Source organism: Achromobacter sp. 1011811831 (genome assembly GCF_059760905.1).
Map to the genome: position 1 here is coordinate 55521 of NZ_JCBANG010000013.1, position 25817 is coordinate 81337.

Below are 25817 nucleotides of genomic sequence, written 5' to 3' on the forward strand. Positions count from 1 at the left end.
GGGGCCGGCGCTGACTCAGCGTGATTGCAGGCCGGGTTCGCCCGGCGTCGCTCCGCTCTGTGCGGACCGGTCGGTGGCCTGCCGCGCGTCTTGCGCGCCATCGACCTGCCGGACCACGACAGCCTCGCTTCCGAGCGCGTGCGCATCCCTGGTTGTCACGTCCTTTGCCTCATCCTTCGGCGCGGCTTTCGCCGCCTCTTCCTCGCGCCGCTCCTCGCCCGCCGCCTCGGCGGCTTCGGCGGCGGCCGCCGCGCTGGGCGCCGGCGCAGGCGCGGCCACGGGCGTCGCCGCCGCGACCTGCGAGGCCTGCGAGAACTGCTTCCACACCTCGATCGCGCGCAAGCGCTGCTTGGCCACGACCTGGATGCGCTCGCGCAGGTGTTCATCGCGCGCCAGCAGCGCATGGAAATCGCGCGAGGACAGCATCAGCAGCTTGCAATAGCCCAGCGAGGTCACGTCGGGCGCGATCTGCTGCTCGCCCAGCAGGCCGAGTTCGCCGAAGAACTCTCCGCTGCCCAGCTCGATCATGGTGTTGTCCGGCAGGTGCACGGCCACGGCGCCCGACGCCACGAAGCACATTTCCTCGCCATGGCGGCCCTTGGTCAGCACGCGCTGGTCCGGCAGCGCCAGCCTCGGCTTGAGCAGCTTGCTGATGGCGCGCAGCGAATCGGCCGACAAGCCTTCGAACAGGGGCACGCGCTTGATCAGGTCGGCCGCGCTCAGCTCGATGTCCAGCGGCGGGTGCTGGTCGATGTGCGACCAGCGGCTCTGCAATTGCGACATCAGATCGGCGTACACCTCGCCGCTGATCAGGAACTGCTCCAGCATGTCGCGGTAGCGGATGCGCTCGAGCTCGCGGGCCACGCGGCCCAGGTAGCTTTCCTGCAGCCATTGCGCATACTGGGGATATTGCAGGTTCAGCGCCTGCATGGCGTTCTCGATCAGGTCCAGCCTGCGCTGGTGCAGCGACACGATGCGCAGCGTGGCCTCTTCGCCCAGCAGCGGCGTGATCTGCTCGCGGGTGAACAGGATCAGGCGCTGTGCCACGGAACGCTTGCTCATCAGGTTGGCGAAACGCTGCCCCAGCTCATGCGCCAGCCAGCCCTGGAAACCGAACAGATAGTGCACGCGCAGGGCCAGCCGGAAGCCGGTCGAATAGCGCACATCGGCCGCGATGGCCTTCTCGAAGCCCTCCACGCCGCCAAGGCGGATGGCGTCCTCCAGCCGCTCGGCCCGCGCCAGCAGCGATTCGGCCATGCGCCAATCCACGATCTGCGCCTTCAGGATGTCGAAGAACATTTCCTCTTCGCGCTGCGCCACGATCGCCAGGCCGACGGCCACGCGCTGCTCGTCGCTCATCTGGCCCACCTGGCCGTCGTGCACGCTGGCCAGGCTGGCGTCGAACACGGCGCGGATGCGATCACGCACCTCGCTGCCGATGTGCTCGGTCTTGGCCAGATCGTCGGTCTTGCCCTGCAGGTCTTCCAGCGCCACGGCCAGCGCCTGGTTGCGGATGGTGCGCTCCACGGGCGACAGCTGGTTCAGCCCCAGCATGCGGATCAGCGGGCGCAGGCTGATGCCATTGACGAACAGGGTGATCAGCACGAAGGCCGTGGTGGCCACGGCGATGAACTGGCGAGCCTCTTCGGGCACGCCGGTCTGCTCGGTCACGGCCAGCGCCAGCGCCAGCGACACGGCGCCGCGCAGTCCGCCCCACAGCATCACGACCTTGTAGGGCCGGCTGACCTTGGTGCCCAGCCGCGTCAGTCCCAATAGCGGCAGCAGGCCGAACACCACGATGGCGCGCGCCGCCAGCGTGGCCACGAACAGCACCGCCACCAACACCAGTTCCTGCCAGTCGGCCGCGGCCATCAGCTTGGGAATCAGCATGGCCGCGAACAGGAAGATCAGCGAATTGGCCCAGAAGCCAAACTGTTCCCAGGCGCTGGACAGGTATTCGAAGGTGGTCGGCGACATGCGGGTGCGGCCGGTGGACCCCACCACCAGCCCGGCGATCACCGTGGCCACAACACCGGACACGTTCAGGTAGTGCTCGGAGATGAAGAAGGACAGGTAGGCCAGCGTCAGCGTCAGCGTGATCTCGGCGGTGGGGAAGCCGCGCAGCCAGGCGAACAGGAAACAGGCCAGCCGCCCCATGGCGAAGCCGGCCACGCCGCCGCCGATGAAGTGCACCACGAAATCATTGAATACGCCGCTGGCGCTGAGTTCGCCATGGCCGCCCAGCACCGCCAGCAGCACGGAGTACAAGGCGATGGACGCGGCGTCGTTGAACAGGCTCTCGCCTTCGACCAGCGTGGTCAGGCGCTTGGGCGCGCCCACTTCGCGGAAGATGCCCACCACGGCCACCGGATCGGTGGTGGCGACGATGGCGCCCAGCAACAGGCAGACCACCAGCCCGTAGGACGAGATGGCATCGAGCGTGACACCCACCACCAGCGTGCACACCACCACGGCCACGATGGCCATCATGAGAATGGGGCCGATGTCGTCCATCAGCCGGCGCACGTTCATGGACAGCGCGGTCTCGAACAGCAGCACCGGCAGGAACACCATCAGGAAGGTCTCGGACGAGATCTCGAAGCGTTCCAGGGAGTCCAGGAAATCGCCGATCCAGCTGGGCGCCCAGCCATGCAGGTGGATGATGATGCCCAGCAGACAGCCGACGATGGCCAGCAGCACCGAATAGGGCAGCTTGAGGCGACCGGCCAGCGGCGGCATGAAGCAGACCAGCGTGAGCAGGCCCGCCAGGCCGAATACGAGAAAACCGACATCCATGTAAAGCCGCGTCCAGATCGTGAGGCGTGTGCGAAGTTTGACAAGAATAGCGGTTTTTCCGAGCTGTTCCGTCAGGCAATTCACGCTTGCTCACGATTGAGCGGTCCGGAGGCAGCGCCATCGCGCGCGCGGGCGCCGGTTTTTGGATAATGTAGAGCCGTGCCAACTACGCAGGAGCGGCCCTTGGTCCGCACTCAGTCCCAAGCGCCGCGCGACGGCGCGCCCGCCTTGCTTGTCCAGCTTACCGACTGCCATCTGTTCGGCGAGGCCGAGACCTCCATGCTCGGCGTGAACACCGACGCCAGCCTGCGCGCGGTGCTCGGCCAGATCGAGGCCGACCACAAGCGTCCCGACCTGGTCCTGGCCACGGGCGACCTGTCGCAGGACGGCGAAATGGCGGCCTATCAGCGCCTGGCCGGCATGCTGCAGGCCAGCCCGGCGCTGGCCGGCGCCCGCATCCGCTGCCTGCCCGGCAACCACGACGCGCCCGACACGCTGCGCCGCGCGCTGCCCGCCTGGAGCGAGCCGGTGACCGATGTGGGCGCGTGGCGCGTCATCTGCCTGGACACCACCGTGCCCGGCTCCAACGGCGGACACCTGCCCGACAGCCAGCTCGACCTGCTGGAAAGCGCGCTGGCCGAGGCGCCGGAACGACCCGCGCTGGTCGCCACGCATCACAACGCCATGCCGATCACGCACTGGCACGACACCATGATGATCGACAACCCGCAACGCCTGTTCCAGCTGCTGGCGCGCTGGCCGCAGGCGCGCGTGCTGCTGTGGGGCCATGTGCATCACGAGTTCGACCGCCGCCGGCACAATCTGCGCATCCTGGCCACGCCATCGACCTGCTTCCAGTTCAGCGTGCGCGACGGCCGGCACGTGGTCGACGGCAAGGCGCCGGGCTATCGATGGATCAAGCTGTACAAGGATGGCTCGCTGGCGACCGGCGTGCGGCGGGTGCAGGAACCGCAAACCGTGAATGCCGCCGAGGTTGCGCGGGTCGCCTGAAGGACGCCGACCGCCGCCCATGACGCACCAGCCGGGTGCGATCCATGCGCGGCTGCGAATCGCGCGCGCAAAAAAAATCGGGGCACCGGTATATACAGGTGCCCCGCAAGCATCCGTCTCATAGGGGAGGGGAAAGAGGAGAAGCCGAGACGGATGACAAGACTGCTAACCGGAGTTCGCGGTCTACATGAAGTTAGGCGCGGCCCACCCGATTAAGTTTCTGCAATCTGGTGAAATTCCTTAGCGAAGTTGTATCAATTTATTGATGCAACGATGACCATAGATCCTGGACGCAGGCCCGCGACGAATCGCTATCGGCTTGCCGCAAAAGCAAAGGGCCGCTTGCGCGGCCCCGGGCTTGTCTGGCATTGCGGCGTCAGGCAGCCAGCGTGCCCCGCATCTTCTTCAGCGCGGCGGCCTCGATCTGGCGGATACGCTCAGCCGACACGCCGAACTCCTGCGCCAGCTCATGCAGCGTGGCGCCGCCGTCGTCCTGCAGCCAGCGCGCCTCGACAATGCGGCGCGAGCGCGGATCCAGCGCCTCGAGCGCGCCATTCAGACCGGCGCTCTGCAGGTGGTCGCGCGCGGCGCGTTCCAGCACGCGGGTCGGCTCCTGGCGGCCTTCGTCGGACAGATAGGCGATGGGCGCGTAGCTGTCATCGTCATCGTCCTGGTTCTCGAGCGACATGTCGCGGCCGGACATGCGCACTTCCATTTCGCTGACGTCTTCGCGGCGGACGTTCAGTTCCTGCGCGATGTGGTCGACCTGTTCCGGATCCAGCGTCTGGCCGTCCGGGCGCATGCTGCGCAGGTTGAAGAACAGCTTGCGCTGCGCCTTGGTGGTGGCAACCTTGACCAGGCGCCAGTTGCGGATGATGTATTCGTGGATCTCGGCCTTGATCCAGTGCACGGCGAAGGACACCAGGCGCACGCCGCGCTCGGGGTCGAAGCGCTTGACGGCCTTCATCAGGCCGACGTTGCCTTCCTGGATCAGGTCGGCATGCGGCAGGCCGTAGCCGAGATACTGGCGCGCCACGGATACCACCAGACGCAGGTGCGACAGCACCAGCTCACGGGCGGCGGACAAGTCTTCCTGGTCGCGCAGGCGGCGGCCCAGCTCGGTTTCGCGCTCGGCCGACAGCACCGGCAGGCGGTTCACGGCCGAAATGTACGCGTCGATCGTGCCCAGCGCGCCCGGATTGGCGATGGCCAACGCCAGGGCGTTGCCGGAAGCGGCCAACGAGGTACTGGGTTGCTTCATGGCGGAGGTCTCCGGAAAGCTCAGGGAAAGCGACATGGATTCGATCTTAGCACTCTGGTTATGGGAGTGCTAATTCGACTATTGCGGCGCGTCAAAGTTTCGCTCCTGATGACGTGGCCCCATTTATTTTCACTGGCGCACGTCGCGGAAGGCCCCGCCCGCCGGCGACGGCCGGGACGGGCCCGGCCTCACCAGCCCAGGCGCTTGAGCCCTTCCTCCGTGGCCTGTCCGTCCGGGCGGGCGAACAGCGCGCCCCGGGGATCCAGGAAGACCTGGTAGCGGGCCCCGTCGAACAGGGGCATGTAGGCGCCGCTGCCGAACTGCACGTCGACGAACGGAAACCAGTTCGGGAAGCTCTTCTTCAGCGAGCCGAGGTCGGGCGCCGGCCAGTCGTCCAGCGAATGGACCGAGCGCGTGGCGGCGGCTTCGCGCGCGGCATCGCCATAGCGGCCGGACAGCCGTTCCAACCGGTACAACGGCGGCACGCCCGCCATCAGGGCGGGCAGCTTCCAGCGCACCACGCGGGCGTCGATCTGCCACTGGTCGCCATACAGTACATATTGCTTCTCGCCGATGCCCGGCGCGCTGGCGCGCACCTGGAACTGGCCGTCGCCCTGCTGGCGGACCTCGAGGCGCGCGACCGGCGCGTCCGTGGTCAGGCGAAAGAACTGCACCAGCGACAGCGCCAACAGGCCCGACACGCAGCCCAGCGCCACCAGCATCAGCCCGAACAGGCGTCGTACCGGCCGGAACTGGAAGAGGCGGCGGCCGCGCTCATCTTTCGGGCCGCCCCGGCCCAGCAGCATGAACAGGCCCGGCAACAGGACCACGACGGCGCCCAGCAGGATCCAGGCGAAGGGAGCGAAACCGTTGATCAAATCAGGCGTTCCTCATCAGGGCAAGAACGCCGCGTGCCGGGCGCGGCGCCGGCCTGCGGCGGCAGGCCGACCAGTATAGAAGCGGGGTTTCAGGCCGCCGGTTTTCCAAGCTGCTCGACGTGAAACCGGATGTGATCCTCGATGAAGGTCGAGATGAAGTAATAGCCGTGGTCGTAGCCCTCGTGACGGCGCAGCGTCAGCGGCTGGCCGGCCTGGGCGCAAGCGGCCTCGAACACCTCGGGATACAACTGTTCGGCCAGGAACTGGTCGGCCTGGCCCTGGTCGACCAGGATGCCGCCAGGGAAGGGCTGGCGCAGCCGCGCCATCAGCGCCGACGCGTCATAGGCGGCCCAGGCCTGGACATCGTCGCCCAGATAGGCGCCGAACGCCTTCTTGCCCCAGGGGCAGCGGCTGGGCGCGGCGATCGGCGCGAAAGCCGAGACCGAGCGGTACTTGCCCGGGTTGCGCAGGGCCAGCACCAGCGCGCCATGGCCGCCCATGGAATGACCGAAGATGCCGGCGCGCGCGGCGTCGCCGGGCAGCTCGCCGCCCGTGGCGATGGCGTGCAGCTCGCGGGTGACGTAGCTGTCCATGCGGTAGTGGCGGCTCCAGGCGGGCGCGGTGGCGTCCAGATAGAAGCCCGCGCCGGTGCCCAGGTCCCAGCTCTCGTCCTCGCCCGGCACGTTGGCGCCGCGCGGACTGGTGTCCGGCGCCACCAGCATCACGCCCAGTTCGGCGGCGACGCGCTGCGCGCCAGCCTTGATCATGAAGGTTTCCTCGGTGCAGGTCAGCCCGGCCAGGTAGAACAACACCGGCACCGGGCCTTGTTCGGCCTGCGGCGGCACGAAGACGGAAAAACGCATCGGCAGGCCGATTTCCGCCGAGTCGTGGCGGTAATAGCGCTGCGAGCCGCCGAAGCAGCGATGCTGGGAAATGAGTTCCAAGGCCGCGGCCATGCGGGAGTCCTCCGGATGCGGGTTGAAAGATGCGCCCTGACTTGCGGGCCGGGGAAGGGTGGCGGACGGGCCGGATCGCGGCGTGGACATCCTTTGGGATTAGGGTATATCCACGGTACGACGTTCCGTCGCCAAATGTTAACCTGCGCCTCACGGACGACCGGCATCTGGTTTGTCCCCATGCAGCGCCCGTCCACGCGGGCTTGCCGCCCGGAACGGGCGACGCGGCTGGGTACGAGCCATTGAAAAAAAATCCGGCTTCCGTGCCCAGTTTGTGATCAGGGGGCTTGACCGGCGGCCACCGTGGCACTATTTATATACGTGAGAGAAGACATCCCGTTCTTCCGGATGCGCAAGCGCTGACACTATGGCACGTCTGCCCCGCCTGTACGCCCCCGGGCTGCCCCAATTGGTGCAAGCCAATTTCATCCAGCCCCTGGCGGCGCCGTCGCAACCCGCGCCGGCCGATATCCTCAATCAACTGGCCACCTGGCTGGGCGAGTCCGCCCAACGCCACCGGGTGTCGGTGCACGCCTGGCTGCTCGCCAACGACCGCATCCTGCTGCTGGCCACGCCCGCCGACGAGGAAGGCCTGCCGCGCCTGATGCAGACGCTGGGCCGCAACCTCGCGGCGCGCTTGCGCGGCGGCCGCGTCTTCGCGGGCCGCTACCGCTCCGCGCTGCTCGAGCCCGGCGCCTGGGTCCTGCCCTCGCAGGTCTGGCTGGAAACCTATCCGGTGCGCAGCGGCGCGTCGCAGGATCCCGATTCCTGGCCCTGGTCCTCGGCCAGCAGCCATACCGGCAACACCAGCGCGCCGCCCGCGCAATGGCAGTCGGACCACGCCGATTACTGGGCCTGCGGCAATACGCCGTTCGACCGCCAGGCCAACTACCGCAAGCGCCTGCAGGACGGCCTGTCGCGCGAGGAATCCCAGCGCATCGATCAGGCGGTATCCGGCCAGTGGGCGCTGGGCGGCCCCAGCTTCATCGCCAGCCTGGCCCACACCGCCAGCCGCCGGGTCGCGCCAGGACAGCGCGGACGTCCGCGCAAGAAACCGGCCACGCCCGCGACAGCAGGGGACGCTTCCGAAGCGACGCCCACGCCTGTGACGCCGGTTTCCGGATCCTCACACTAATCCATCCCCATTATTGACGCGCCGCCGGCCATGCCGCGCGGCGCGTTTGCTTTTCGGCGCCCACTCCACATCCGGCCCCTCGGATCGCGGGCCGGCGGCAGGCCGCCGTGGCCGCCCCTCAACGAAGAAGCCTGCTCGATCTGATGGATTATTGCCACGGATTCCACGGGAACCGATGCCGAGAACGTCCTTTTTAATGGGGACGTATTTCTGATATTTGCACACTTGCAGTGCAAAGTCGATATCCGCCTTTTTCACTCCTCCCCGCAAAGCCTTTATTCATGCGGGTTTAAATATGTCCCTATATATTTAATACGATGAAACAATTAAATTAATTTAGGGACGCACCCCCAATATTTTTATTGCACCCTACCACCGCCAGGGGTATTGTCCTTCTCCTGCACTGCAACATTACGAAGCAGGCCCACTGCGGAGCGCGCCATGCCCAAAGACACCTTGAACGATTCCTGTCGCACCCCCACGGCGACCCCCATCGATGCCAGCCGCATCGGCCTGCCCGCCCCCCAGGGCCTGTATCACCCGCAGAACGAGCATGACGCCTGTGGTGTCGGCTTCGTGGCGCACATCAAGGGCAAGAAAAGCCACGCCATCATTCAGCAGGGCCTGAAGATCCTGGAGAACCTGGACCATCGCGGCGCCGTAGGCGCCGACAAGCTGATGGGCGACGGCGCCGGCATCCTGATCCAGATTCCCGACACCCTGTACCGCGACGAATTCAGCCAGCAAGGCATCGTGCTGCCGCCGCCCGGCGAATACGGCGTGGCCATGGTCTTCCTGCCCAAGGAAACCGCCTCGCGCCTGGCCTGTGAGCAGGAGCTGGAACGCTCGGTCCGGGCCGAAGGCCAGGTCGTGCTGGGCTGGCGCAACGTGCCGGTGGACGTGGACATGCCCATGTCCCCCGCCGTGCGTGACTGCGAACCCGTCATCCGCCAGCTCTTCATCGGCCGTGGCGCCGACGTCATGGTGCCCGACGCGCTGGAACGCAAGCTGTACGTGATCCGCAAGACCGCCAGCCACGCCATCCAGAACATGCGCCTGGCCCACGGCAAGGAATACTTCGTGCCCTCGGCTTCGGTGCGCACCGTGGTCTACAAGGGCCTGCTGCTGGCCGACCAGGTCGGCCGCTACTACCGCGACCTGGCCGACCCGCGCACGGTCTCGGCCCTGGCGCTGGTGCACCAGCGCTTCTCGACCAACACCTTCCCTGCCTGGCCGCTGGCCCACCCGTACCGCATGATCGCCCACAACGGCGAGATCAACACGGTCAAGGGCAACTTCAACTGGCTGCGCGCGCGCGAAGGCATGATGCAGTCGGCCGTGCTGGGCGACGACCTGAAGAAGCTCTATCCCATCGTCTACGAAGGCCAGTCGGACACCGCCACGTTCGACAACTGCCTGGAACTGCTGGTGAACTCGGGCTACTCGCTGGCCCACGCCATGATGATGATGATCCCGGAAGCCTGGGAACAGCACACGCAGATGGACGAGAGCCGCCGCGCGTTCTATGAATACCACGCGGCCATGATGGAACCCTGGGACGGCCCCGCCGCCGTCGCCTTCACCGACGGCCGCCAGATCGGCGCCACGCTGGACCGCAACGGCCTGCGCCCGGCCCGCTACCTGGTGACGGACGACGACATGGTGATCCTGGCCTCCGAGGCCGGCACGCTGTCCATCCCCGAGAACCGCATCGTCAAGAAGTGGCGCCTGCAGCCCGGCAAGATGTTCCTGATCGACCTGGAACAGGGCCGCATCATCGACGACGCCGAGATCAAGCTGCAGCTGGCCAACAGCCGCCCGTACCGCCAGTGGATCGAGCGCCTGCAGATCAAGCTGGAATCGCTGCCTGCCCCGCGCCAGGGCAATCTGGCCACGCAATCGTCCGTCTCGCTGCTGGACCGCCAGCAGGCCTTCGGCTGGACCCAGGAAGACTACAAGTTCATCCTGGAGCCCATGGCCACGACCGGCGAGGAAGTGATCGGCTCGATGGGCAACGATGCCCCGCTGGCCGTGCTGTCGGACCGCGCCAAGCCGTTCTACAACTATTTCCGCCAGCTCTTCGCGCAGGTGACGAACCCGCCGATCGACCCGATCCGCGAACAGCTGGTGATGTCGCTGGTGTCCTTCATCGGCCCCAAGCCGAACCTGCTGGACATCAACAACGTCAACCCGCCGCTGCGCCTGGAAGTGTCGCAGCCGGTGCTGGACTTCGCCGCCATGGCGCAGATCCGCGACATCGAACAGGTCACGGGCAAGAAGTTCCGCAGCTATGAACTGGACATCACCTACCCGGCCGCCTGGGGCCCCGAGGGCATCGAGGCCCGCGTGGCCGCGCTGTGCGCACGCGCCGTGGACGCGGTGCAAAGCGGCTACAACATCCTGATCGTGTCCGACCGCCTGGTCGACGGCGAGCGCGTGGCCATCCCCGCGCTGCTGGCGACGTCGGCCGTGCACCAGCACCTGATCCGCGCCGGCCTGCGCACCAACGCCGGCCTGGTGGTGGAAACCGGCTCGGCGCGCGAAGTGCACCATTTCGCGCTGCTGGGCGGCTACGGCGCCGAGGCGATCCATCCCTACCTGGCGCTGGAATCGCTGGGCAAGATGGGCGATCCCGAAAAGGCCGTGAAGAACTTCGTCAAGGCCATCGGCAAGGGCCTGAACAAGGTCATGTCCAAGATGGGCATCTCGACCTACATGTCCTACACCGGCGCGCAGATCTTCGAGGCCGTCGGCCTGCAGAAGGCGCTGGTGGACAAGTACTTCACCGGCACCGCGTCCAATATCGAAGGCATCGGCATCTTCCAGGTGGCCGAGGAAGCGCTGCGCCAGCACCGCGCCGCGTTCGGCAACGACCCGGTCCTGGCCAACGACCTCGAAGCGGGCGGCGAGTACGCCTACCGCGTGCGCGGCGAAGAGCACATGTGGACGCCGGATTCCATCGCCAAGCTGCAGCACGCCTCGCGCCAGAACAACTACCGCACGTACAAGGAGTACGCGCAGATCATCAACGACCAGAGCCGCCGCCACATGACGCTGCGCGGCCTGTTCGAGTTCCGCTTCGACCCGTCGCGCGCCATTCCGCTGGACGACGTCGAGCCGGCCAAGGACATCGTCAAGCGCTTCGCCACCGGCGCCATGTCGCTGGGCTCGATCTCGACCGAGGCGCACTCGGTGCTGGCCGTGGCCATGAACCGCATCGGCGGCAAGTCCAACACCGGCGAAGGCGGCGAGGACGAGCTGCGCTACCGCGCCGAAATGCGCGAAGGCAAGAGCACCATCAAGGACGGCGACACGCTGGCCTCGGTGCTGGGCGCCGACCGCATCGAAGCCGACGTGCCGCTCAAGAAGGGCGATTCGCTGCGCTCGAAGATCAAGCAGGTGGCCTCGGGCCGCTTCGGCGTGACCGCCGAGTACCTGTCCTCGGCCGACCAGATCCAGATCAAGATGGCCCAGGGCGCCAAGCCCGGCGAAGGCGGCCAGCTGCCCGGCCACAAGGTCTCGGAATACATCGCCAAGCTGCGCTACTCGGTGCCGGGCGTGGGCCTGATCTCGCCCCCGCCGCACCACGACATCTACTCGATCGAGGACCTGGCCCAGCTGATCCACGACCTGAAGAACGTCAACGCCAAGGCTTCGATCTCGGTCAAGCTGGTGTCCGAAGTGGGCGTGGGCACGGTGGCGGCGGGCGTGGCCAAGGCCAAGGCCGACCACGTCGTGATCGCCGGCCATGACGGCGGCACGGGCGCCTCGCCGGTGTCGTCCATCAAGCACGTCGGCACGCCCTGGGAACTGGGCCTGGCCGAAACGCAGCAGACGCTGGTGCTGAACCGCCTGCGCAGCCGCATCCGCGTGCAGGCAGACGGCCAGATGAAGACCGGCCGCGACGTGGTCATCGGCGCGCTGCTGGGCGCCGACGAATTCGGCTTCGCCACCGCGCCGCTGGTCGTCGAAGGCTGCATCATGATGCGCAAGTGCCACCTGAACACCTGCCCGGTGGGCGTGGCCACGCAGGATCCGGTGCTACGCCAGAAGTTCCAGGGCAAGCCCGAGCACGTCGTCAACTTCTTCTTCTTCATCGCCGAGGAAGTGCGCGAGATCATGGCCCAGCTGGGCATCCGCAAGTTCGACGACCTGATCGGCCGCGCCGACCTGCTGGACATGCGCTCCGGCGTCGAACACTGGAAGGCCAGCGGCCTGGACTTCACCCGCGTGTTCCACCAGACCCAGTCGGACGCCGACGTGCGCCAGACCGAAGAGCAGGACCACGGCCTGGCCGGTGCGCTGGACCACCAGCTGATCGAGCGCAGCAAGCCCGCGCTGGAACGCGGCGAGAAAGTGTCCTTCATCGTGCCGGTGCGCAACCGCAACCGCACCATCGGCGCCATGCTGTCCGGCGCCGTGGCGGCGCGCTACGGCCATGACGGCCTGGCCGACGACACCATCCACATCCAGTGCAACGGCACCGCCGGCCAGAGCTTCGGCGCGTTCCTGGCGCACGGCATCACCATGGACCTGGTGGGCGAAGGCAACGACTACGTGGGCAAGGGCCTGTCCGGCGGCCGCATCATCGTGCGCTCGCCCAACGACTTCCGCGGCTTCGGCCCCGACCACATCATCGCCGGCAACACCGTGCTGTACGGCGCGCTGGCGGGCGAGGCCTTCTTCAATGGCGTGGCCGGCGAACGCTTCGCGGTGCGCAACTCGGGCGCCGCCACCGTGGTGGAAGGCACCGGCGACCACGGCTGCGAATACATGACGGGCGGCACGGTCGTGGTGCTGGGCGCCACCGGCCGCAACTTCGCGGCCGGCATGTCCGGCGGCGTGGCCTATGTCTGGGATCCGGAACGCACGCTCAAGCAGCGCGCCAACCTGTCCATGGTCGAACTGGAAGCCGTGGTGCCGCACGCCGAGCAGCAGGCGCAGAACGGCATCGACACCTGGCACAGCGCGCAGCGCGGCGGCGAACGCGAAACGGACGAGACCATCCTGCGTCGCCTGGTGGAAGACCACTTCCGCTACACCGGCAGCTTCCGCGCCCGCGAGATCCTGGGCGACTGGGAAGCGGCGCGCGGCAAATTCGTAAAGGTCATGCCGACGGACTACCGCCGCGCATTGGGTGAAATGTGGCGTGCAGCCAACCCGCAACAACTGGCTGCGTGAGGGAAATCATGGGAAAGATCACCGGATTCATGGAATACCAGCGCCTGCAGGAGGCCTCCGAGGCCCCGCAGAAGCGGCTGAAGAACTGGCGCGAATTCGTGCTGCACCTGAACGACGACCAGGCCAAGCAGCAGGCGGCGCGCTGCATGGACTGCGGCATCCCGTTCTGCAACAACGGCTGCCCGGTCAACAACATCATCCCGGACTGGAATGACCTGGTGTACCGGCAGGACTGGCGCCGCGCGCTGGACGTGCTGCACTCCACCAACAACTTCCCGGAGTTCACCGGCCGCATCTGCCCGGCGCCGTGCGAAGCCGCCTGTACCCTCAACATCAACAGCGACGCGGTCGGCATCAAGTCCATCGAGCACGCCATCATCGACAAGGGCTGGGCCGAGGGCTGGGTCACGCCGCAGGTGCCGGCGCGCAAGACCGGCAAGAAGGTCGCGGTGGTGGGCTCGGGCCCGGCCGGCCTGGCCTGCTCGCAGCAGCTGGCGCGCGCCGGCCATTCCGTGACGCTGTTCGAAAAGAGCGACCGCATCGGCGGCCTGCTGCGCTACGGCATCCCCGACTTCAAGCTGGAAAAGCACCAGATCGACCGCCGCATCTCGCAGATGGAAGCCGAGGGCGTTGAATTCGCGCCGTCGACCTACATCGGCAATCCCAGCGACGCGGCCGCCGACGGCCTGACCGTGCGCACGCCCGAATCGCTGATGGCCGAGTTCGACGCCGTCGTCATGACCGGCGGCTCCGAAACCCCGCGCGACCTGCCGGTGCCGGGCCGCGAGCTGTCGGGCGTGTACTACGCCATGGACTTCCTGCGCCAGCAGAACAAGGCCGTGGCCGGCGACCGCCTGACCAGCCAGACGCTGGCCAAGGGCAAGCATGTGGTGGTGATCGGCGGCGGCGACACGGGCTCCGATTGCGTGGGCACCAGCAACCGCCACGGCGCGGCCTCGGTCACCCAGTTCGAGCTGCTGCCGCAGCCGCCCGAGTCCGAGAACAAGAGCATGACCTGGCCCTACTGGCCCCTGAAGCTGCGCACGTCCTCGTCGCACGAGGAAGGCTGCGAGCGCGACTGGTCCGTGACCACCAAGCTGCTCAAGGGCAGCAACGGCAAGGTCGAGAAACTGGTGGGCGCGCGCGTCGAGTGGTTCAAGGACGAAGCGACCGGCCAGATGAAGATGCGCGAGGCCGAAGGCTCGGAATTCGAGATCAAGGCCGACCTGGTGCTGCTGGCCATGGGCTTCGTATCGCCGGTGCAGACCGTGCTGGATGCCTTCGGCGTGGACCGTGACGCGCGCGGCAACGTGCGCGCCAACACCGACGACTACCGCACCAACGTCGACAAGGTGTTCGCCGCCGGCGACATGCGTCGCGGCCAGTCGCTGGTGGTCTGGGCCATCCGCGAAGGCCGCCAGTGCGCGCGCTCGGTCGACGCCTTCCTGATGGGATCCAGCGACCTGCCGCGCTGATCTTCCGGGACCGGCCCCCACGCCGCCCCGCGCCCCCAGGCGCCGGGCGGCGTTTCATTTGCGCCGCCTGAACGGCCAGCGCGCACCGTCCACGCATGGCCGGCGCACGCCTGACCGCCTCGTGTTGCGGCTCAACCACGCGATTCCCGACATCCCGGTAGGGTTTGATTCCCGTCAATCCAGCCGGCGCCAGGGTTTGAGAACCTGTCGTCTCACCCCACGGAAAGATCGGAGAAGAAAATGTTTTCGAAGCTCGGGCGCGTCCGCGCCACCGCCATCGCCGGCCTGCTGGCCGCCGGCGCCTTCGCCGTCCCCGCCCATGCCCACGAGGCCGGCGATGTGCTGCTGAAGGTCGGCGTCACGCAGGTCCGCCCCGATTCCAACAACGGCAGCGTTCTGAACGGCGGCGTCAAACTGGACGTGAACAACAACGTCCGTCCCAGCTTCACCGTGACCTACATGGCCACGCGCAACATCGGCATCGAACTGCTGGGCGCCTGGCCCTTCCAGCACGACATCCGCGGCGGCGGCCTCGGCAAGATCGGCTCGACCAAGCACCTGCCGCCCACGCTGAGCCTGCAATGGCACATCCTGCCGGACAGCATGGTGCAGCCCTACATCGGCGTCGGCCTGAACTACACGCACTTCTTCAGCACCAAGGCCGAAGGCGCGCTCGACGGCTCCAAGCTCAAGCTGAAGGATTCGTGGGGCGTGGCCGCGCAGCTGGGCGCGGACATCAAGATCAACGAGCGCTGGTTCATGAACGCGGACATCCGCTACATCGACATCAAGTCGAAGGTCAGCCTGAACGGCGACCGCATCGGCACTGCAAAGATCAACCCGTGGGTGGCGACGCTGGGTATCGGCTATCGCTTCTGATCGGGACGCACGCATCAAGCAAGAACGCGCGGGCACATGCCCGCGCGTTTTTTTTGGCACTCGACAATGCGACGCGACCGCCTGGCGTCTCAGGCCGCCAGCTGATCGCGCAAGGCCTGCACCGCCGGCGTGTCGTCATCGGCCCGCCACACCAGCCGGGTGCGCGCGGCGCCGTATTTGCCCGGCAGGTCGCGCACCCGCAGCGCGGTCTGTCCGCCCAGCACATCCAGCACGGAGCGCGGCACGATGGCCACGCCCGTACCGGCCGCCACGCAGGCGACGATCGCATGATAGGACGCGAACTCCATCACCTTGCCCGGCGCCACGCCTTCGCGGCTGAGCCAGGATTCCAGGATGCGGCGATAGGAACAGCCGGACGCGAAGGCGATCACCGTGTGATCGGCCAGCGCCCGCGCGTCGGCGATCTCGGGCCAGGCGCGCGGCGAAATCAGGACCAGCGTTTCGGCAAAGGCCTCGGTTGCTGCCAGGCCCTCGGCGGGAAAAGGCTCGGCCACGAAAGCCGCTTCGAGTTCGTAGTCGCGCACCTTGGCCGCCAGCGCGGCCGAGGTGCCCGTGACCAGCTCGATGCGCACCTGCGGCCAAGCCGCGTGGTAGGCCGCCAGCACCGGCGGCAATCGGGCCGCCGCCGTGCTTTCCATGGTGCCCAGGCGCAGCGTGCCGCGCGGCGCGCCGTCGCGCACGGCCTGCTGCGCCTCGGCCGACAGCCGCAGCAGGCGGTCGGCGTAGGACAGCAGCACGCGGCCCTGGTCCGACAGCACCAGGCGCCGGTTCTGGCGGCGGAACAGCGGGGCTTCCAGTGAAGTCTCCAGCTGCTTGAGCCGGGTGGACACATTGGACTGCACACGGTTCAGCCGGGCGGCCGCGCGCGCCACGCCGCCCTCATCGGCGACCGCCTTGAAAATCTGCAGCGCGTCCAGGTCCAAGTTTCTCATTTAAAGAACCTATGTTCTTAATAATTCACTATTCAAGATATTAGTACAGCCGTAGAGTGGGCTCATGTCAAGCCATGCCCAGCCCCTCGTCCCCGCCCGCTACGCCGTCAGCCTCGCCTGGCCGGCCGCGCTGGCGCTGGCCGTGTTGATGGGCATCGGCCGCTTCGCCTTCACGCCGGTCTGGCCGCTGATGGCGCACGACGCCGCGCTCTCGCTGGAACAGGGCGGCTGGCTGGCCTCGGCCAACTACGCGGGCTACCTGCTGGCCGCGCTGATCGCGGCCGCGTGGCCGCCGCGCCGGCCGCTGGCCGCGCTGGGCGCCAGCCTGCTGGCGGTGGCGGCGCTGACCCTGGCCATGCCGCTGCTGCATTCCGTGGCGGGCTGGGCCGCGCTGCGGCTGGCGGCCGGCTGGGCCAGCGCGCTCGGTTTCATCTGCGTGGCCTCGTGGCGGCCCGCGCCAGCGGGCGACCCGATCGAGCCGGCCGCGTCCGCCGTGGTCTATGCGGGCGTTGGCGCCGGCATCGCGGCGACGGGGCTGGCCTGCCTGGCCCTGATGGCGGCCGGCGCCACGGCAGCGCAATGCTGGGTGGCGCTGGGCGCGCTGGCGCTGGCCTTGGCGATGGCGGCCTGGCCCAGGCTGCGCATGGCGCTGCCGGCCGCCGCCGCGTCCGCTCGCCCAGCCAGCCGGGAACCGCTGCCGCGCGGCATGGCGGGACTGGCGCTGCACTACGGCGTGTTCGGCGTCGGCTACATCATTCCCGCCACCTTCCTGCCCGCCATGGCCAAGGACGTCATGCCCAACCCGGCCGTGTTCGGCTGGGCCTGGCCCCTGTTCGGGCTGGCCGCCGCGCTGTCCTGCCTGCTGGTGCCTCGGCTGGCGCGCCGGCACGGCGAGATCCGGATCTGGCGCGGCGCGCAGGCGGCGATGGCGCTGGGCATGGCGGTGGCGGCACTGCGGCACGACCTGGCGGCCGTGATCGTGGCCGCGCTGCTGGTGGGCGGCACCTTCATGGTCATCACCCAGGCCGGCATGGTGGCGGCCCGGCGCCTGGCGGGCGCGGCCGCGCCTCGCGCCGCCGCCCTGATGACGGCGGCCTTCGCCGCCGGCCAGATCGTCGGCCCGCTGCTGGCCGCCTGGGCGGCGCGGCTGGGCGCCAGCCTGCCGCAGACGCTGGCGGCGGGCGCCGCGTTGCTGGCGCTGTCGGCCTGGGGCTTGGGGAAAATCACGGCTACGCGCGGCAGCGCTGGGCATAATGCAGTCAACCCGAGGGGCAATGCCCCCTGAGGCCGCACTCATTATGAAAGAGGAGTCCCCAGCATGAAACCGTTGCGCCCCCTGATCGCCGCCCTGGCCGCCATGGCAGCCGTCGTCGCCCCGGGCAGCCAGGCCCACGCCCAGGCCGCCGACTGGCCCGCCAAGCCCATCACCATGATCGTGCCCTATGCGCCGGGCGGCTTCGCCGACACCCGCGTGCGCCTGCTGGCGCGCAAGCTGGGCGAATCGCTGGGACAACCCATCGTGGTCGAGAACAAGGCCGGCGCCGGCGGCGTGGTCGGCACCAACCTGATCGCCAAGGCGCAGCCCGACGGCTACACCATCGGCACCGGCAACCTGGCGCCGATGGCGGTGAACCCGTCGCTGATGAAGGAAATGCCCTACAACCCGCAGAAGGACCTGGCGCCCGTCATCCTGATCGAGAACAGCCCGCTGGTGCTCAGCGTCAACAATGAGCTGCCGGTCAAGACGCTGGCCGACCTGATCGCGCTGGCCAAGAAGCAGCCGGGCAAGCTGTCGTTCGGCTCGTCCGGCGTGGGCGGCGCGCACCACCTGTCCGGCGAGATGTTCCGCGAGCAGGCCAGCATCGACATCGTGCACGTTCCCTACAAGGGCGGCAGCCTGGCCGCGACCGACCTGATGGGCGGCCATATCTCGATGATGTTCGAGATGGGCTATTCGGCGCTGCCGGCCATCCAGGGCAAGAAGATCCACCCGATCGCGGTCACCTCGGCCAAGCGCCTGGACGTGCTGCCCGACGTGCCGACCATGGCCGAATCGGGCCTGGCCGGCTTCGAATCGTATAACTGGCAGGGCATCGTCGCCCCGGCCGGCACCCCGGCGCCCATCATCGCCAGGCTCAATGCGGAGTTCAACCGCATCCTGAAGGAACCCGACGTCCAGAAGGCCATCGCCGACACCGGCAGCCAGGCCGGCGGCGGCACGCCCGAGGACTTCGCCGCCTTCATCAAGAGCGAAACCGAGAAGTGGGCCCACGTCATCAAAGCTGGAAACATCCAGCTCCAGTAACCCACGCCCCAGGAGCGCGCCATGACATCCCGCCTTTGCGAACGACTTGAACTCGACCAGCCCGTCATCCAGGCCCCCATGGCCGGCGGGGCCACCACGGTGGCGCTGGTGGCCGAATCATCGCGGGCGGGCGTGCTGGGCTCGCTGGGCGCCGCCTACCTGAGCGCCGCCCAGATCGAGGAAGCCGCCGGCGCGATCCGCGAACGCACCGGCCGACCCTACGCCATCAACCTGTTCGCGTCCGTGCCGGACCAGCCCTACCAGGGCGACGGCGCCCGCCTGCTGGCATTGGTGGCGCGCTATCACGCGCAACTGGGTCTGGACGCGCCCGCCATGCCCGGCCCGCAGGCAGACCCGCTGGCGACGCAGATCGAAGCCGTGCTGCGCGCGCGGCCGGCGGTGTTCAGCTTCACCTTCGGCCGCATCGCGCCGGACGTGCTGGCGCGCTGCCGCGAACTGGGCATCCTGACGGTGGGCACGGCCACCACCGTGCGCGAAGCGGTAGCGCTGGAACAGGATGGCGTGGACGCCGTCGTGGCCCAGGGCTATGAGGCCGGCGGCCATCGCGGCACTTTCCTGGACGATTTTGACCAGTCGCTCGTCGGCACGCTGGCGCTGGTGCCACAGGTGGCCGACGCGGTCTCGGTGCCGGTGATCGCCTCCGGCGGCATCATGGACGGCCGCGGCATCGCCGCCGCGCTGGCGCTGGGCGCGCAGGCCGCTCAAATGGGGACGGCCTTTCTGTCCACCGAGGAATCCGGCATCAGCGAAGCCTACAAGGCCGTCCTGCCCGCCTCCCGCTCCGAGCAGTCGCGTATCACCCGGGCCTTTTCCGGACGGCCGGCGCGCGGCATCGCCAATACCTTCATGCGCGACATGGACGCGAATCCGTCCGACATCCTGCCCTATCCGCTGCAGAACGCGCTGACGCGGCCCATGCGCAACGCCGGCGGCCGCGTCGGCAATATCAACGTGCTGTCGTTGTGGGCGGGCCAGGGCGCGCCCATGGCGCGGCGCGAGACCACTGCCGAACTGGTGCGCCGGCTGGCCGTGGAGACCGCCGCGGCCCAGGCCCGGCGCTAATCAGGGACCGATTTCCGGAAGGGCCGGCCGCCGGGCGGCGCCCGCCTCGCCCTCCGGATTGTCCCTGATTGTGAAAAGACTGTTCCACTCGTTGCCTAGCAGATTGTGATCACAAATCGTCGGGATACAATGGCCCCTCGCCGCCGGTTACAGATCGGATTTCCTGTCCCGGCATATGAGTAACAGGGCGCTTCCCGACGCAGCCTGTTCTGCCAGCGCTGCGGCCCCTTGCCCGCGCCGGGCGGACTGGCCGGCAAGCACCGCCGCCGAAACACCCTTTCGTTGCCCATGCCCGCTCACACCCGCAGCACCCCCGAATTCGCCCTGCGCCTGGACGGCGTCGTGCTCGGCTATGGTGAATTCACCGTGCTGCGCGACATCTCCATGGAAGTGCGGGCCGGCCAGGTCGTCGCCATCATGGGCGGCTCCGGCTCGGGCAAGACCACGCTGTTGCGCGCGGCCACCGGCCAGCTGATCGCCCAGCGCGGCACCGTCCAGGCTTTCGGCCAGGACATCGCCGCCGTCGACGCCGCCGGAATGCAGTCGCTGCGCAAGCGCATGGGCGTGCTGTTCCAGCAAGGCGCGCTGTTCACCGACCTGAACGTCTTCGAAAACGTTGCTTTTCCGCTACGCGAGCACACCCGGCTGAGCGAGGCCGAGCTGACCGAGCGCGTGCTGGACAAGCTCGACGCCGTCGGCCTGCGCGCCGCCGCCCACCTGAAGGTCGCCGAGGTGTCCGGCGGCATGGCGCGCCGGGTCGCGCTGGCGCGCGCCGTGGTGCTGGAGCCCGAGCTCATCCTGTATGACGAGCCCTTCGCCGGCCTGGATCCGATTTCCATGGGCATCACTGCCCGCCTGATCCGCGACCTGGCCGACCGCCTGGGCTGCGCCTCGGTGCTGATCACCCACGACGTGCAGGAATCCTTCGCCATCGCCGATCAGGTCTATCTGGTCGGCCAGGGCGAGCTCAAGGCCGCCGGCACCCCGCAGATCCTGTCGCAATCGCAGGACCCCTACGTGCAGCAATTCCTCAAGGGCGAACCCGACGGCCCCGTCGCGTTCCAGTACCCCGAAACACCGGCCTTCAAGAAATGGCTGGCGCAACAACAGGGGCGCAAGGCATGAGCGGCAAGACCAATCCCATCAGCGCGCTGGGCGGCTGGATCCGGGGGCAGATTTCCGGCATCGGCTACTTCACCCGCTTCTTCCTGGGCATGCTGGGGCGCAGCGGCATCGCGTTCTCGCGCCCGCGCCTGGTGTCGCAGCAGGTCCACTTCATCGGCAATTACTCGCTGCTGATCATCGCCGTGTCCGGCATGTTCGTCGGCTTCGTGCTGGGCCTGCAGGGCTATTACACGCTGAACCGCTACGGCTCGTCGGAAGCGCTGGGCCTGCTGGTGGCGCTGTCGCTGGTGCGCGAGCTTGGGCCGGTGGTCACGGCGCTGCTGTTCGCCGGCCGCGCCGGCACCTCGCTGACCGCCGAGATCGGCCTGATGAAGGCCGGCGAGCAGTTGTCGGCGATGGAAGTGATGGCGGTGGACCCGATGCGCCGCGTGCTGGTGCCGCGCCTGTGGGGCGGCATCATCGCCATGCCCATCCTGGCGGCGGTGTTCTCCATGGTGGGCATCCTGGGCGGCTGGGTGGTCGGCGTGCTGATGATCGGCGTGGACGCAGGCGCCTTCTGGTCGCAGATGCAGAACGGCGTGGACGTCTGGAACGACGTGCTCAACGGCGTCATCAAGAGCCTGGTGTTCGGCGTCACCGTGACGCTGGTCTCGCTCTACGAAGGCTGGCAGGCCAAGCCCACGCCCGAAGGCGTGGCCCGCGCCACCACGCGCACCGTGGTGGTGGGATCGCTGGCGGTGCTGGGCCTGGATTTCCTGCTTACGGCCTTGATGTTTGGAAACTGATACGGATTGATCATGTCACGCGAAAAAACCGACTTCTGGGTAGGCCTGTTCGTACTGCTGGGCGCGGCCGCGCTGGCGTTCCTGGCGTTGCGCGCCGGCAACCTGAGCGCCTTCTCCTTCGCGCCCACCTATACCGTCACGGCGAATTTCGATAATGTGGGCGGCCTCAAGGTGCGCGCGCCCGTCAAGAGCGCCGGCGTGGTGGTGGGGCGGATCGCCGGCATCTCCTTCGACGACAAGACCTTCCAGGCGGTGGTTTCCATCAACCTGGAAACGGCCTACCAGTTCCCCAAGGACTCGTCGGCCGCCATCCTGACGTCGGGCCTGCTGGGCGAACAGTACCTGGGCCTGACGCCGGGCAGCGAAGAAGAGAACTTTGCCGAAGGCGGCAAAATCCGCTATACCCAGAGCGCCGTCGTGCTTGAACAGCTGATCAGCAAGTTCCTCTACGGATCGGCTGAAAAGCAAGGCTCGGGCGGCGCCCAGGAACCGGCCAAGACGCCCGCGAATTAAGGACTAACCGGCGCGCGGTATTGCCTGCCGCGCAGCCGTCGCTTATAAGAAAATGTTGATAGGGATGCCCTGATCATGAACAAGCACGCTCTTTCCCGCATCGCCACCGTCGCTGCCGCGGGCGCACTGATGGCCGGCTGCGCCGCGCCCAAGAACCCGGATCCGCGCGATCCCTGGGAAGGCTTCAACCGGGGCGTCTACAAGTTCAACGATTCGGTCGACCGGGTGGTGTTCAAGCCCGTCGCCCAGGCCTACACCTACGTCACGCCGCAGCCGGTGCGCAGCTGTGTGCACAACATCTTCAGCAACGTCGGCGACCTCTGGTCCGGTGCCAACAGCATGCTGCAGGGCCGCGGCCACGACTTCGTCAACACGCTGGGCCGCTTCCTGTTCAACACCACCATGGGCGTGGGCGGCTGCTTCGACGTCGCCTCGGCCAACGGCGCGCGCAAGATCCCGAACGACTTCGGCACCACGCTGGGCGTCTGGGGCATCGGCCAGGGTCCGTACCTGGTGCTGCCGATCATCGGTTCGTCCACCATCCGCGACGGCGTCGGCCTGGCCGGCGACTGGTACGGTCGCAAGGCCACCTACACCAGCATCAGCGCCATCGACAACGTGCCGCTGCGCAACTCGCTGTGGGGCCTGAGCGTGGTCGACACGCGCGCCAGCCTGCTGGACGCGACCGACATGGTCGATCGCGTGGCGCTGGATCCGTACAGCTTCGTGCGCGACGCCTACCTGCAACGCCGCGCCGCCATGGTGCTGGGCCAGAAGGTGGAAGACGAGTCCGCGCTGCCCAACTACGAAGACGACGAGGACGACGCCAAGAACAAGGGCGCCGCCCCCGCCATGGCGCCGGTCATCCAGCCCGCCAAGTAAGCCAACGCCGCCCGCGCGGCGCAGCAAGGAGAGTTCATGCGGTTTTCATTGTTTTCGACGTTCAAGCGGCTGGCGGTTGCCGGCCTGATGAGCCTGGCCGCCGCCGGCGCCCATGCCCAGACCCAACCCGACCCCAACGGCCCGGCCGACAAGTTCGTGCTGGCCGCGGCCGACCAGGCCCTGGCCGTGCTCAAGAGCGACGGCGCGGTCAAGTCCGGCAACACGGCGCGCATCAACCAGGTGGTCGACCAGTACATCCTGCCCTACGTGAACTTCCAGAAGACGACCCGCCTGGCCGCGGGCCGCTACTGGCGCCAGGCTAGCGACAAGCAGAAGCACGACCTGGCCGACGCTTTCCGCGGCACCCTGGTGCGCACCTACAGCGGCGCGCTGACCCGGGTCGACAACAACACCAAGGTCAGCCTGGTGCCGACCCGCAACAGCCTGGACGGCGACGACGTGGTCGTGCGCACGCAGATCAGCCAGACCAACGCCGCGCCCGTGGGCGTGGACTACCGCCTGGAAAAGACGCCGCAAGGCTGGAAGATCTACGACATGAACGTCGAAGGCATCTGGCTGATCGAGAACTACCGCAACCAGTTCGCGCAGCAGATCAACCAGAACGGCATCGACGGCCTGATCCAGGCGCTGAACCAGCGCAACCAATAGGCGGCCGGCTCCGGCCTCAGCCAGCCCGGCATGCCCTCGCGGCCCGCCGGGCTTTTTTTCGCCCGCGGACCGCGCGACGGCGCCGCGCTTTTCAGCGCGATGCCAGGATGGAGAAATCAAGGGACGCATAATCCCGGAACGCCCAGGTCCACCACGTGGCCATAGGCGCGCCGCGCCGCCATGCGTATATATAATGACCGATTCGCGCTTTGCCGGACGCTCCTGTGCGCCCGCAAACTTGGTCACCCCTCTGGTCATACCTGGTCAGCCCCTGGTCCCCCGGCAAACCGCCGACCCCGCCGCCATGTCCGCAGTCAGCCTCGAAAACGTATCCAAAATCTATGCGCCGCGCTCGCGCGGCCTGGGCAGGCTGTTCGGCCGCGCGCCCGGCCCGGGTTTCCAGGCCCTGAACGACGTCAGCCTGCGCATCGAGCACGGCGAGTTCTTCGGCCTGCTGGGTCCCAACGGCGCCGGCAAGACCACGCTGATCTCCATCCTGGCCGGCCTGGCGCACGCCACTTCCGGCCGCGCCTCGGTCTGTGGCTACGACGTCGTGGCCGACTACAAGTCGGCACGGCGGGCGCTGGGCGTGGTGCCCCAGGAACTGGTCTACGACCCGTTCTTCACCGTGCGCGAGACGCTGCGCATCCAGTCGGGTTATTTCGGCCTGCGCAAGAACGACGACTGGATCGACGAGATCCTGTTCAACCTGGGGCTGGCCGACAAGGCCAACTCCAACATGCGCGCGCTGTCCGGCGGCATGAAGCGCCGCGTGCTGGTGGCGCAGGCGCTGGTGCACCGCCCGCCCGTGATCGTGCTGGACGAGCCCACCGCCGGCGTCGATGTGGACCTGCGCCGCACGCTGTGGGAATTCATCTCGCGCCTGAACAAGGCCGGCCACACCATCATGCTGACCACGCACTACCTGGAAGAGGCCGAGGCCCTGTGCGGCCGCATCGCCATGCTCAAGGGCGGCCGCGTCGTGGCGCTGGACACCACCCAGGCGCTGCTGGCGCGCGTGGGCGGCGTGGACCTGGAAGACGCCTTCGTGCGCATCATGCACCAGGACGACGCCCCCGCCGTCCGCAGCCCGCAAACCGTAGGGACCCCGCAATGACGCAACCCGCCGCGCCCGCCAGCCAACCGCTGGTGCAGCCCCGCCTGGACGCGGGCTCGGGCTTTCCGACCCTGCTGCGCAAGGAATTGCTGCGCTTCTGGAAGGTCAGCTTCCAGACCATCGCCGCGCCGGTCATCACCGCGTTGCTGTACCTGCTGGTGTTCGCCCACGTGCTCGAAGGCCGGGTCATGGTCTACGGCAGCGTGCCGTATACCGCGTTCCTGATCCCCGGGCTCATGATGATGAGCATGCTGCAGAACGCCTTCGCCAATCCGTCGTCGTCGCTGATCCAGAGCCGCATCACCGGCAACCTGGTGTTCATGCTGCTGCCGCCGCTGTCGCACCGCGACATCTTCGCCGCCTACGTGCTGGCCGCCGTGGTGCGCGGCATCGCCGTCGGCATTTGCGTCTGGGTGGTGGCGCTGTACTTCGTCTCGCTGGTGCCCGCGCATCCGCTGTGGCTGGCGGTGTTCGCCGTGCTGGCCTGCGGCATCATGGGCGTACTGGGCCTGATCGCCGGCCTGTGGTCCGAGAAATTCGACCAGCTCGCCGCCTTCCAGAACTTCCTGATCATGCCGGCCACCTTCCTGTCCGGCGTGTTCTATTCCATCCACACGCTGCCCGCCTTCTGGCAAGGCGTGTCGCACTGGAACCCCATCTTCTACACCATCGACGGCTTCCGCTACGGCTTCTTCGCGGTGTCCGACGTCTCGCCGTGGCGCAGCCTGGCGGTGGTGGCGGGGGTGTTCCTCGCGCTTTCGATCTACGCGCTGCGGCTCCTGGCCAGCGGCTACAAACTCAGGAACTGAAGTC

At 67.8% G+C, this 25817-nt stretch carries 20 protein-coding genes; 15 read left to right on the forward strand and 5 right to left on the reverse strand.

Annotation, left to right across the window (positions count from 1 at the left end):
- Nucleotides 1-15: 15 nt before the first annotated feature.
- Nucleotides 16-2796 (reverse strand): cation:proton antiporter, encoded by a 2781-nt coding sequence (locus AC6LJ9_RS07610; RefSeq protein ID WP_498147079.1) that lies wholly within the window; start codon nucleotides 2794-2796, stop codon nucleotides 16-18.
- A gap of 183 nt (nucleotides 2797-2979) precedes the next feature.
- Here AC6LJ9_RS07610 and AC6LJ9_RS07615 point away from each other — a divergent pair, with 183 nt between their 5' ends.
- On the forward strand, nucleotides 2980-3807 hold the full coding sequence (locus AC6LJ9_RS07615; RefSeq protein WP_498147080.1) for a phosphodiesterase: 828 nt from the start codon (nucleotides 2980-2982) through the stop codon (nucleotides 3805-3807).
- A gap of 376 nt (nucleotides 3808-4183) precedes the next feature.
- On the opposite strand, the gene rpoH is transcribed toward AC6LJ9_RS07615, so the two are convergent.
- The 3 genes from rpoH to fghA form a co-directional block, all read right to left on the reverse strand.
- Entirely contained in the window at nucleotides 4184-5104 is a 921-nt protein-coding gene (gene rpoH, locus AC6LJ9_RS07620; protein WP_498147081.1) for an RNA polymerase sigma factor RpoH, read from the reverse strand.
- Nucleotides 5105-5256: 152 nt separating this feature from the next.
- Entirely contained in the window at nucleotides 5257-5946 is a 690-nt protein-coding gene (locus tag AC6LJ9_RS07625) for a hypothetical protein (RefSeq protein WP_103272008.1), read from the reverse strand.
- Nucleotides 5947-6035: 89 nt separating this feature from the next.
- Nucleotides 6036-6902, reverse strand: a complete 867-nt coding sequence (gene fghA / locus AC6LJ9_RS07630) for an S-formylglutathione hydrolase (RefSeq protein WP_212319334.1) — start codon at nucleotides 6900-6902, stop codon at nucleotides 6036-6038.
- Between the two features lie 367 nt (nucleotides 6903-7269).
- Here fghA and AC6LJ9_RS07635 point away from each other — a divergent pair, with 367 nt between their 5' ends.
- The 4 genes from AC6LJ9_RS07635 (at nucleotide 7270) to AC6LJ9_RS07650 (ending at nucleotide 15572) form a co-directional block, all read left to right on the forward strand.
- Complete coding sequence (locus AC6LJ9_RS07635; RefSeq protein WP_212319336.1) at nucleotides 7270-8037, forward strand: hypothetical protein; 768 nt, start codon at nucleotides 7270-7272, stop codon at nucleotides 8035-8037.
- Nucleotides 8038-8478: 441 nt separating this feature from the next.
- Nucleotides 8479-13218 carry a glutamate synthase-related protein gene (locus AC6LJ9_RS07640; protein ID WP_498147082.1) on the forward strand — a complete coding sequence of 1580 codons (4740 nt, stop codon included), beginning with the start codon at nucleotides 8479-8481 and terminating at the stop codon, nucleotides 13216-13218.
- A gap of 8 nt (nucleotides 13219-13226) precedes the next feature.
- A complete protein-coding gene (locus AC6LJ9_RS07645; RefSeq protein ID WP_212321515.1) occupies nucleotides 13227-14693 on the forward strand; it encodes a glutamate synthase subunit beta in 1467 nt (488 codons plus the stop codon).
- Nucleotides 14694-14933: 240 nt separating this feature from the next.
- Complete coding sequence (locus AC6LJ9_RS07650) at nucleotides 14934-15572, forward strand: OmpW/AlkL family protein (protein WP_498147083.1); 639 nt, start codon at nucleotides 14934-14936, stop codon at nucleotides 15570-15572.
- Between the two features lie 89 nt (nucleotides 15573-15661).
- Here AC6LJ9_RS07650 and AC6LJ9_RS07655 read toward each other — a convergent pair whose 3' ends face one another.
- On the reverse strand, nucleotides 15662-16525 hold the full coding sequence (locus AC6LJ9_RS07655; protein WP_498147084.1) for a LysR family transcriptional regulator: 864 nt from the start codon (nucleotides 16523-16525) through the stop codon (nucleotides 15662-15664).
- Between the two features lie 64 nt (nucleotides 16526-16589).
- On the opposite strand from AC6LJ9_RS07655, the gene AC6LJ9_RS07660 reads away from it, so the two are divergent.
- From AC6LJ9_RS07660 to AC6LJ9_RS07705, 10 genes are all read left to right on the forward strand, one after another.
- Entirely contained in the window at nucleotides 16590-17810 is a 1221-nt protein-coding gene (locus tag AC6LJ9_RS07660; protein ID WP_498147085.1) for a YbfB/YjiJ family MFS transporter, read from the forward strand.
- Nucleotides 17811-17843: 33 nt separating this feature from the next.
- A complete protein-coding gene (locus AC6LJ9_RS07665; protein WP_498147086.1) occupies nucleotides 17844-18830 on the forward strand; it encodes a Bug family tripartite tricarboxylate transporter substrate binding protein in 987 nt (328 codons plus the stop codon).
- A gap of 21 nt (nucleotides 18831-18851) precedes the next feature.
- Nucleotides 18852-19913: an NAD(P)H-dependent flavin oxidoreductase gene (locus AC6LJ9_RS07670; RefSeq protein ID WP_498147087.1), complete on the forward strand. Its 1062-nt coding sequence runs from the start codon at nucleotides 18852-18854 to the stop codon at nucleotides 19911-19913.
- Between the two features lie 288 nt (nucleotides 19914-20201).
- Nucleotides 20202-21038 (forward strand): ABC transporter ATP-binding protein, encoded by an 837-nt coding sequence (locus tag AC6LJ9_RS07675; RefSeq protein ID WP_498147088.1) that lies wholly within the window; start codon nucleotides 20202-20204, stop codon nucleotides 21036-21038.
- Nucleotides 21035-21823 carry a lipid asymmetry maintenance ABC transporter permease subunit MlaE gene (gene mlaE / locus AC6LJ9_RS07680; RefSeq protein WP_498147089.1) on the forward strand — a complete coding sequence of 263 codons (789 nt, stop codon included), beginning with the start codon at nucleotides 21035-21037 and terminating at the stop codon, nucleotides 21821-21823. The genes AC6LJ9_RS07675 and mlaE overlap by 4 nt, the downstream gene beginning before the upstream one ends.
- A gap of 12 nt (nucleotides 21824-21835) precedes the next feature.
- The gene (mlaD, locus tag AC6LJ9_RS07685; protein WP_212319401.1) at nucleotides 21836-22336 is read left to right on the forward strand and encodes an outer membrane lipid asymmetry maintenance protein MlaD; all 501 of its coding nucleotides are present in this window, start codon (nucleotides 21836-21838) and stop codon (nucleotides 22334-22336) included.
- Between the two features lie 75 nt (nucleotides 22337-22411).
- Entirely contained in the window at nucleotides 22412-23218 is an 807-nt protein-coding gene (locus tag AC6LJ9_RS07690; protein WP_498147090.1) for an MlaA family lipoprotein, read from the forward strand.
- Nucleotides 23219-23254: 36 nt separating this feature from the next.
- Entirely contained in the window at nucleotides 23255-23887 is a 633-nt protein-coding gene (locus AC6LJ9_RS07695; RefSeq protein ID WP_498147091.1) for an MlaC/ttg2D family ABC transporter substrate-binding protein, read from the forward strand.
- Nucleotides 23888-24191: 304 nt separating this feature from the next.
- A complete protein-coding gene (locus AC6LJ9_RS07700; RefSeq protein ID WP_212319407.1) occupies nucleotides 24192-25004 on the forward strand; it encodes an ABC transporter ATP-binding protein in 813 nt (270 codons plus the stop codon).
- Nucleotides 25001-25813 (forward strand): ABC transporter permease, encoded by an 813-nt coding sequence (locus tag AC6LJ9_RS07705; protein WP_103271993.1) that lies wholly within the window; start codon nucleotides 25001-25003, stop codon nucleotides 25811-25813. Before AC6LJ9_RS07700 ends, AC6LJ9_RS07705 begins: the two co-directional genes overlap by 4 nt.
- Nucleotides 25814-25817: the final 4 nt, after the last annotated feature.